Below are 9129 nucleotides of genomic sequence, written 5' to 3'. Positions count from 1 at the left end.
CTCGCAGGAGGCAGTCCATTCCAGACCATCCTCGGTGCCGTCTCTGCCTTATAGCCGGTAGGGGGTGGGTAATTACTCAGCGTCAGGCACAGCTCAATCGCACTGTCCGAAAACCGCATCGGGCGACCAGGGCGACCACACGGTTTCGAGAGCCAGTGCATCTCGGGATCAAACCATATTTCCAGCGACCCACGCCGCTTCAGCGCCGCATTATACTCAGGCCAGTTCGTCGTGCGATATAGAGGTGCAACAGGTTTGGGCATCACGCCCATCTATCCCGCTCGATTCCCTACGGGAATTCCCCCGGCGTCAGTTTTGCAACAAAGCCCTTTCATGGTGAAGTTCGCCAACAGCTTGGCAAAGTCCTTGCTGGCATATTGGCTACCGCGATCCGAGTGGAAGATGAGGCCTGCGGCCGGCTGGCGACGGAACCAGGCCATGCGTAGCGCATCGATTACCAGCGCTCGCGTCATGCGCTGGCCCATCGCAAAGCCGACCACCTGCCGGTTAAACAGATCGATCACAACGGCAAGGTAGAGCCAGCCCTCCTCGGTCCAGATGTAGGTGATGTCACCTGTCCAAACCCTGTTCGGCGCATCCGCAGCGAAGTTGCGCGCCAGCAGGTTCGGGGAAACCGGCAAATCATGCGCGCTGTTCGTGGTCGCCTTGAACCGGCGCTTGCCACGGGCACGCAGGCCGCAGGCCTTCATTATTTTGCGTACACGATCCTTGCCCGCCCGGATGCCGCGTGCGGCAAGCTCACGCCAGATCCTTGGCCAGCCATAGGCACCCTTCATCTCTACGAAGATGGCCTTGATGTGCACCATCAAGGCCGTCTTCGTAGAGCCGACGGTGGGGCTGGTTCGGGCCGACCTCCGCAGCCTGCCGTGATCGGTGCTGATGATAGCCGCTGGCGCTGACCTGCAAGACACGGCACTGGACCACGATCGGCCAGGTGCAACGATGTCGCTCGATAAAGGCATACCTCACCGCGACTCCTTCGCGAAGTATACCGTCGCTTTTTTTAGGATGTCGCGCTCCATACGCACCCGCGACAGCTCGGCCTTCAGCCGGGCGATCTCCATCTGTTCAGCCATCACGGCTTTGCCACGGACATCGCTCAGCCGACCGGCCGCCTCCGCCTTGACCCAGTTATCCAGCGACTGACCTGACACGCCCAACGTCCGGGCTACTGTCCCAACCTTCTCGCCGCCATGCACAAGCCGCACCGCTTCCCGCTTGAACTCAAGCGTATAGCGCGCCCTCACTCCGTCCTTCATCCTGATACCCCTTCGCTGATCGGTTCCTATCAGCCAAGGGAGACGTTAGGCAGGGGCAAGGTCAAATTGAGCCGCTCGCCGCAGCCGGGGTGCTGGAGCGGATACCTCTCCACTGGTGGGCGCACCACGCGATTGTCGGCGATCCTCCGACAATCGACTGACGGAACAACAGCTTGCCACCTATTGCTACGCTGCGAGCAGCCTTCAGAGCGAGTTTCAATTTACCAGTCCACGCAAGCCAGCGGCTGGGGCCGCCAGCAAAAGCTCGATGCATCTTAGTCGAACTCGCGAAGACTATAAAGCGACATGAACGTTCTTGATCTGTGTGAAGGCGAGTAGTTCTTCGATGCACTCCTCGCGACCTACTCCGGATTGCTTGTATCCGCCGAATGGCGAGCCAAGAAAGTGCTCCGCTGAGTGGTTGATCCAAACAGTGCCCGCCTCAACCCGCTGTGCAGCGCGATGCGCGGTCGCAAGACTGCGCGTAAAAATCGCACCTGTTAGGCCGTACTCCAAGCTATTTACTTCCTCAAACATCACATCCTCGTCATGCCACTTAATAATGGACAATACCGGCCCAAAGATTTCCTCTCGAGCGATGCGCATGTCTGACTTTACGTCGACGAAGACGGTAGGTTCGACGAAAAAGCCATTTGCTAAGATTGGGTCGTCCGGCGCCTTTCCGCCGCTGGCTAGCTTCGCTCCCTCGTTTTGCCCGATCTCAATGTAAGAGATGACTTTTTCGTGCTGCGCCTTCGAAATGATCGCCCCCATCGTGGTCGCCGGATCGGTCGGAATACCGGGCTTGAAGCGCTTGATTCCATCCAATACGCCCTCAACGACTTGATCGTAAACGGAGTTATGAACAAAGAGCCGAGACGTTGAACCGCACGACTGTCCGCACCAAGTAAAGTTCATGCCTTTAATCGCACCAGCGATAGCGCGGGCAATGTCGGCATCCGGATAAACGATGAGCGCATTCTTGCCGCCTAGCTCAAGCAGAACAGATTTCAACCGTCTGCTGGCTCCACTCGCGATCGCACGGCCGGTAGGAACGCTTCCGATTAGGGTGACCATGGGAACGTCTGGGTGATCTACTAGCGCTTCGCCGCAGGGTAATCCGCCGGTGACCATATTGATGACGCCTTTCGGCGCGATCCCGTCAATCAGTTCCATGAAACGGTAGGCCGAAAGCGGTGACTGCGGCGGTGGCTTCACGACGACGGTGTTGCCTGCTGCAAGCGGAGCACCAATTTTTGCTGCGGTGAACATTAGTGGGTGATTGTAAGCGACGATCCTGGCGCACACACCCAGTGGCTCCCGGAACGTCATGTTGAACGAATCAGCATCGAGCGCTTGGGTGTCGCCTTTGATCTCGGTGACAAGTCCCGCAAAAAAGTCGAGCTGGGCCGCGGCGGCTATCACGTCCCTCACCATTTCGTTGACTGGATTGCCGCAGTTCGCAGCATCGATAAAAGCGAGCTCTTGAGCATTATCGCGAAGGACGCGAGCGATTCTTCGAAGTATTTCTGCACGCATTAGTGGCTTCATAGACCGCCAGGTGGGATAAGCTCGCTTGGCCGCACTAACGGCGGCTCCAACATCCTGGGCATTAGCTTCGGCGCAGGGACCGAGATCTGCCCCTGTCGCGGGATTGTACGTACTAGCGTAGCCGCCCCCGGGCTTCCGCCAACCGCCGTCGTAATAAAGGTCACGCATCTTCGGCATCTTCGCAATAATCGCATCATCGATGCGCGCGCGCTCGTGTTCCGAACTTTCAACAGCTGCATTTTCAGACATTGTGATCTCCTCGAATTAATGCGCGCGCCCGTGCTAACACTCAGTTATTTACTTCGCACCTAATATTCTGACCGCATGGTGCTTTAAGCCACGCTATTCAAAGCGAGATGATGACGGACTTGATCTCCGTGAATGCCTCAGCGCCTTCGCGTCCGTTCTCTCGACCCCAACCTGATTGCTTGAAGCCTCCGAACGGCACATTTGAATCGACCATACCGCCGTTGATGCGGATCGATCCCGCCTTGATCTTTTTTGCGATCTTGTGCGCGACCGAAAGATCGCGCGTGTAAACGTAAGCAGCCAAGCCATATTCGGTGTCGTTTGCCTGCGCGGCAATGTGGTCGAGGTCCGCGTCGGAGAAGGACGTCGCGCAAAGCACGGGCCCAAAAATCTCTTCGCGCCAAACAGCCATGTCAGTCGTGCTTGAGGTAAAGATGGTAGGCTCAACGAAATATCCGTCGCGCTTCATTTTTGTACCGCCGATAACGGCCTTTGCGCCGGCCTCGAGGCCTGCTGTGAGATAGCCGGCCACACGATCAAGTTGCTCTTGCGACACAACAGGGCCCATTTCGGTGTCGAATTCGATGCCCGGACCGATCTTGAGCTTGCCTGCCTTGGCGGCGATGCCCTCGATAAGTTGGTCAAACACTTTTTCATGCGCGAAGAGGCGGGACCCTGCTTGGCAAACCTGACCCGTGTTGGCGAAAATACCGCGCGCGACTCCTTCTACAGCAACGTTCATATCCGCGTCTGGAAAAACGATAACCGGAGATTTACCTCCGAGCTCGAGAGTCACACGCTTCATGTTCCCGGTCGATGCCTTCACAATGGCGCGGCCCACGTCAGTCGAACCCGTGAACGATATTTTATCGACACCCGGGTGCTCGACGATCGCCGCCCCAGTTTGTCCAAAACCCGTGAGTATATTGACGACGCCATCCGGAAAGCCGACTTCCTGCATAAGTTCGCCGAGTCGTAAGGAGGAGAGCGGCGTCTGCTCGGCAGGCTTTAAGATGGTCGTGCAGCCGGCTGCGAGTGCTGGAGCGAGCTTGCTCACCGCCATCAACAGCGGAAAATTCCAGGGAGTGATTAGACCAACTACGCCTACGGGCTGCCTCGTTGTGAAGGCGTGAAACTTTCCGCCGTCATGCGCCGCAGGCGGGCAGAGTTCGCCATTCATTTTCGTCGCCCAACCGGCGTAGTAGCGAAAGCGCTCAGCTGAACTTGCTATGTCAAGTGCGAGAGCTACTTTAATTGGTTTCCCATTGTCGAGCGTTTCGATTAATGCAAGTTCTTCGGCATGCGCCTCGATCGCGTCACCCAAGCGCCACAGCAGTTTGGCGCGGTCGGCTGGTGACATCCGGCTCCATGGCCCGTCTTCGAAAGCATGACGCGCCGCTTTTACAGCGAGATCGACGTCGTCGGGTCCGGCGTCGGCCACATGCGCTATGACTGACGCGTTGGCGGGATTGTAGACTGGGAAGGTTGCCCCAGAACGAGCATCGACCCACCGGCCACCCACGAGCAGCTGGCGCGGGGATTTTAGAAAGCCGCTCTGGAGATTATCGTAGTGCTGTTGAATCGCGATGTTCATGGGATCTCCTATCTATAACACTTCGCAAAGGCGCATTAGATCCACCGAATACAGATACGAGCCGCGCCGTCGATTTGACGACAATCTCGCGATTGTCCTCGATACGTTAGGTACTAACAAAACCGGCTCGACACTCGGAAAGATTGGAGGTTCCGAACGTCCTTCTACTACTCCGCAACGTCTAGAGCCGAGAGTTTCGGCAGGAATCGTCGCCGTCAGAAGGTCACCGCTTCATCCGAGTTTGCGTCGCTTGTCCATGTGACGCGCTTCACCAGGCTGAATCATCGTGTTGTTACCAATGAAGTCTGCGTTACGGCGTTCGCCGCATCGGCATCTGTTTCCTGCATGATGCTGTGAGCCGCGCGGCGATTCATAAGCACCGCCACCGCCGCAACAGCAGCCGGCAACGCGAGCGCCGCGAAAACCGCGCCGAAGTGCCAGCCGAGCGATAAAAGCAAGCCGCCAATCAATGAGCCCGCAATCGCTCCGCCGCGACCAATGCCATTCATCCAGCTCACGCCCGTCGCCCTAGACTGCGTTGGATAAAAAGCCGGCGCGAGCGCATTCAATCCGGTTTGTCCGCCGCCGATGAAGAAGCCGGCGATTCCAACCTGAACGGTAAGCCATGCCGACTTCATGATGATCGTTCCAAGCAGGAAAATGCAGACTCCCCCTAGGACGTAAGCTAATGACACCACCCGATGGCTGTCGAACCTATCCATCAACAGACCAACTGTAAGCGCACCTACCGTGCTGCCTACTTGAAACATCGCCGCTATGGAGGCAGCTTCTTGCACTGAGTAGCCAGCATCGGTAATCAGTGTCGGGAGCCAGCCTGTGATAAGATAAATGATCAGCAGTCCCATGAAACAGCTGACCCAGAGCATCGTACTGCCCAGCCCATACCCTTTTTGAAACAAAAGCTGCAGCGGAATCTTAACTTTTGCCAAGGCCGGCTCCAGGTTGACGAATGTCATGTCCGCGCTGAACTTTGAGCCGCACACTCGGTTCAGTACTTTGGCGATCTGGGCCGATGGGTACCCTTGAACCGCGAGAAGTCGGGCCGACTCCGGAAGAAGCCAAAACAACAGAGGCGTAATTAAAACTGGTATTGCGCCACCTACGAGCAATACGCCCCTCCACCCATAATTAGGTACCAGGAATGAGGCTAAGAAGCCGGACAGGCCGGAACCCAGTGCGAAGCCAGCGAACATGACGGTCACGAGAAAGGCGCGTATCCGGGTTGGAGCGTATTCTGATAATAGTGTCGCCGCGGTTGGCATTGCGGCGCCGAGACCGATTCCAGTTAAAAGCCGAAGCACAAAGAGTTGGGTAGATGTTTCTGCGAATGCGCAACTGACGTTGAAAACACCGAACGTAAGAACCGATATAAGCAGAACTTTGCGGCGGCCCACGCGGTCTGCTAATGGGCCAACCGCAAGGGCGCCGACCGCAAAACCAAAAAGCGCGGCACTCAGCACCGACCCAAATGCAACGCGAGATATATCCCATTCCTTCATCAACGACGGCGCAAGGAAGCCCATCGTGGCGGCATCAATACCGTCGAGCAGCGAAACCATGAAGCAGAGACTGAGCGTAAGCCACTGGTAAGGCGCCATCCGATTCCCATCGATGAATGCCTTGATATCAATGACTTTATTGGTCACAACCTCTCCCCTTCGCACATGAACGATTATCCACTCCGAAACGTAGCGCGCCTTTTTAATTTGTCTTATTATCTCGCCTTGCGAGATTTTTCTTTCAGCCGATCCAGAACTTCTTGTGTGTGCTCGCCCAGTGCCGGCGGAGCACTCATTAGTCTGCGCGGGCGTTCGCCATCTACCAAAATCGGACAAGCGATGCTGCGTACTATTCCGCGGGTCGGGTGCTCGGTTTCGCAGACAGAGCCCAATGCCGCCACCTGAACGTCCTTAAGCGCCTCGCCGACGTTCCAGATCGGCGCGGCGGGGACGTCAGCATCCGTTAGTCGCTGAAGCCAATCTACTCGTAGGCCATTCAAGAAGCGGGCGGAGAGTTCGTCGCGCAGCGAGAGATAGTTCTCAGCGCGTTTGCGGTGTCCAGCGAAGCGCGGATCCGTTGCTAGCTCATGAGCGTTGAGAGCTTTCAGGAGTCCGTTCCAGAATTTCTCCTGGGTCGAGAGGTGGATGGTAAGAAGAGTGTTATCCGCGCAGCGAAAGGCAAAGGATTGAGAGTTCTTGACCCGGGTCAGGCGGTCGGGAACGGTGCCTGAGCGCGTGAACCCGGTGAAGACATCAGGGGCGAAGGCCATAGTCGCCTCCAGCATATTCACTTCGAGTCTACGGCCGCGACCGGTTTTACCGCGCTCAACCAGCGCCGCCAGAATTGCACAGCAGGCCTGCAGCCCCGTTACGTTGTCCGAGATAGTTGGGCCGATGGATTCGAGCGCCTCGGGATCGACCAATAGACTTCCAATGCCACTTACTGCCAGACCGATAGCGTCATAGGCCGGGCGATCACGATACGGGCCCGTACTGCCGAAACCGGTGATCGAGCATTGGATTAGCTTTGGGTTGCGGTGGCGAAGTGCGTCAGGCGCGAGCCCGAGCCGGTCGAGAACGCCCGGCCTGAAGTTGTCTAGTAGGACGTCTGTTTCATCGATTAGTGCAAGCAAGGCATTTCGGTCTGCCTCGATCGTAAGATCAAGCACAACGCTTCGTTTATTTCGGTTATAGGCAACGAAGGTCGAGCCGTATGCATCACTCTGAGAACCCCGAAAAGGATCGCCCTCCGGGCGCTCGACCTTGATGACGTCGGCACCGAGATCACCGAGCATCATTCCTGTGTAAGGAGCGGTGATGACCGTGCCCAGTTCAATAACGCGGATTCCCTGAAGCATGCCGATCACGCGCCTTGGTTCGACCCGCCATGGCTTTCGAGCCCAGGCTTGTACTTACCCTTGAGAAAATCGCCGATCCCTTCGTTTCGGAATGCATCCTTCTGACGTACGATCAGTTCTTGCTCTTTAGCGAAAGCGTAATCGATCGAGGCTTCCCAGGACATTTCGAGGGAAAAGCGGTAGGCGTCCTTTGCTGCCCTGAGAGCATTCGGGTCCTTGCTAGCGAGTTCGCGCGCAACTACCATCGTCTCCTCGTGCAACGTCGCGAGTGGTACGGCGAGATTGACGAAGCCAATTTCGGCCGCTGTCTTGCCGTTGAAGGGACGCCCCAGCAAGCCGTACCACAGCGCATCGCGCGGACGTAAAAGATTGGCGAGCGATTTGCTCACCGGGCCACCCGGAAAACCTTTGAAGTTAACTTCGGATAAGCCAAATGTCGCCTCTTCGGCCGCAATGGCGAGATCGCAGCCCTCGACAATGGAAAACGCGCCGCCGAAACAGTAGCCATTGACCATCGCGATCGTGGGCTTCGGGAAATACCGCAGGGTGCGGCCGCGCCACTCCGTCGCGAGCCTGCCCACGCGAGCGAACTCCTCCGGCTTTTCTTTCAGGTCCGCAAAGTATTCTTTCAGATCCATTCCCGCGCAGAAAGATTCACCAGCACCGGTGATTACGACTACTCTGGTATTTGTATCGTAGCGCACCTCGTCGAGCGCCGCTGTCATCTCTAGATGGAGGCGCGGGCTCATCGCATTGCGCTTGGCCGGACGGTTGAACGTGATCGTTGTAATGCCATCCTGATTGTCGAGTAGAAGCGTTTTGAAAGCCATTTGATCCTCCGATGCATGAACGAGAAAGGCTGGTCGAATTACCGAGTAACTGGCGTCGTGCCCCAAAACTGCCCTTGAACCGAACCCATTGATAATTCAGGATGGGCGATAACCGCTCGCTTGTGCGTTTATCGGTCTGGCTTAGATGTCGGTATTGTTTATGTCAAGACTCACGCGCGTTGCTGCCGCTCGATAATTGCCTCTAAGCGCTACTGCCGACGCTCCCCCAATTCTCCCGATCGTCCCTGCATCGCTGTCTCCAACGCCACGGCATCAGTCGGCTGCCCGAGATCCAAGGCGACTAGCCCGTCTTATTCGTGAGGCTTGGCGGATAAGGCCAAGATCGGGGTCTCGTGCGCTGGCTTTGGGGTTTTGACGCGGGCGTTGGTGGCGCTGTGGCTGCGCTTTTGTTTGGGCTTGCGGGTTGCGGGTTGGTTGGCGGCGCGGCCGCGTCAGTTACGGGCTGGCTGTGCGCAGAGTGACGGCGGCGGCTTGGAAGATCGCAGCATCGGGACAGGCGCTGGCGAAGGCGATGCGGACGCGACTGGCGGTTTCGACGACGCGGGCGGCGACCTTGATCAGCCGGGTCCGCAGCGTCGTGAACTCGGCGGCTCGCAGCGCGCTGGTAACCGGGATCGCCTGGCGCAGCTTCCACATCAACCAATAGGCAGCGGAGTGAACCGTCCCGGGTTTCCTAGAGGCTATTTGGTTTGAGTCATGCAACCATATCCAGGTTCTCAAGGGCTG

The 9129-nt window shown here is 57.2% G+C and carries 7 protein-coding genes and 3 pseudogenes; 1 reads left to right on the top strand and 9 read right to left on the bottom strand.

Annotated features, from left to right (window positions below):
• Window positions 1-77 precede the first annotated feature (77 nt).
• From QN347_RS17920 to QN347_RS17890, 8 genes and pseudogenes are all read right to left on the bottom strand, one after another.
• Window positions 78-263: pseudogene (locus QN347_RS17920) on the bottom strand (transposase); the annotation flags it as partial.
• 9 nt (window positions 264-272) lie between these two features.
• Window positions 273-983, bottom strand: a complete 711-nt coding sequence (locus QN347_RS17915) for an IS3 family transposase (RefSeq protein WP_416194487.1) — start codon at window positions 981-983, stop codon at window positions 273-275.
• A gap of 3 nt (window positions 984-986) precedes the next feature.
• Window positions 987-1280, bottom strand: a complete 294-nt coding sequence (locus QN347_RS21010) for a transposase (RefSeq protein ID WP_416194486.1) — start codon at window positions 1278-1280, stop codon at window positions 987-989.
• A 294-nt stretch (window positions 1281-1574) separates the two neighbouring features.
• Complete coding sequence (locus QN347_RS17910) at window positions 1575-3080, bottom strand: aldehyde dehydrogenase family protein (RefSeq protein ID WP_322162115.1); 1506 nt, start codon at window positions 3078-3080, stop codon at window positions 1575-1577.
• 97 nt (window positions 3081-3177) lie between these two features.
• Window positions 3178-4674, bottom strand: a complete 1497-nt coding sequence (locus QN347_RS17905; RefSeq protein ID WP_322162114.1) for an aldehyde dehydrogenase family protein — start codon at window positions 4672-4674, stop codon at window positions 3178-3180.
• Window positions 4675-4955: 281 nt separating this feature from the next.
• The gene (locus QN347_RS17900; protein WP_322162113.1) at window positions 4956-6341 is read right to left on the bottom strand and encodes an MFS transporter; all 1386 of its coding nucleotides are present in this window, start codon (window positions 6339-6341) and stop codon (window positions 4956-4958) included.
• Between the two features lie 68 nt (window positions 6342-6409).
• A complete protein-coding gene (locus QN347_RS17895; protein WP_322164168.1) occupies window positions 6410-7552 on the bottom strand; it encodes a CoA transferase in 1143 nt (380 codons plus the stop codon).
• Window positions 7553-7557: 5 nt separating this feature from the next.
• Entirely contained in the window at window positions 7558-8382 is an 825-nt protein-coding gene (locus QN347_RS17890) for a p-hydroxycinnamoyl CoA hydratase/lyase (RefSeq protein ID WP_322162111.1), read from the bottom strand.
• 179 nt (window positions 8383-8561) lie between these two features.
• On the opposite strand from QN347_RS17890, the pseudogene QN347_RS17885 reads away from it, so the two are divergent.
• A pseudogene (locus tag QN347_RS17885) lies at window positions 8562-8684 on the top strand (IS481 family transposase); the annotation flags it as partial.
• A 154-nt stretch (window positions 8685-8838) separates the two neighbouring features.
• On the opposite strand, the pseudogene QN347_RS17880 reads toward QN347_RS17885, so the two are convergent.
• Window positions 8839-9063: pseudogene (locus tag QN347_RS17880) on the bottom strand (transposase); the annotation flags it as partial.
• Window positions 9064-9129 lie beyond the last annotated feature (66 nt).

The organism is Sphingomonas sp. 10B4 (assembly GCF_035019905.1).
Taxonomy (GTDB): Bacteria; Pseudomonadota; Alphaproteobacteria; order Sphingomonadales; family Sphingomonadaceae; genus Sphingomonas; species Sphingomonas glacialis.
The sequence above is the reverse complement of the archived record's forward strand: the minus strand, read 5'-3'. Positions and strand labels throughout refer to the sequence as shown.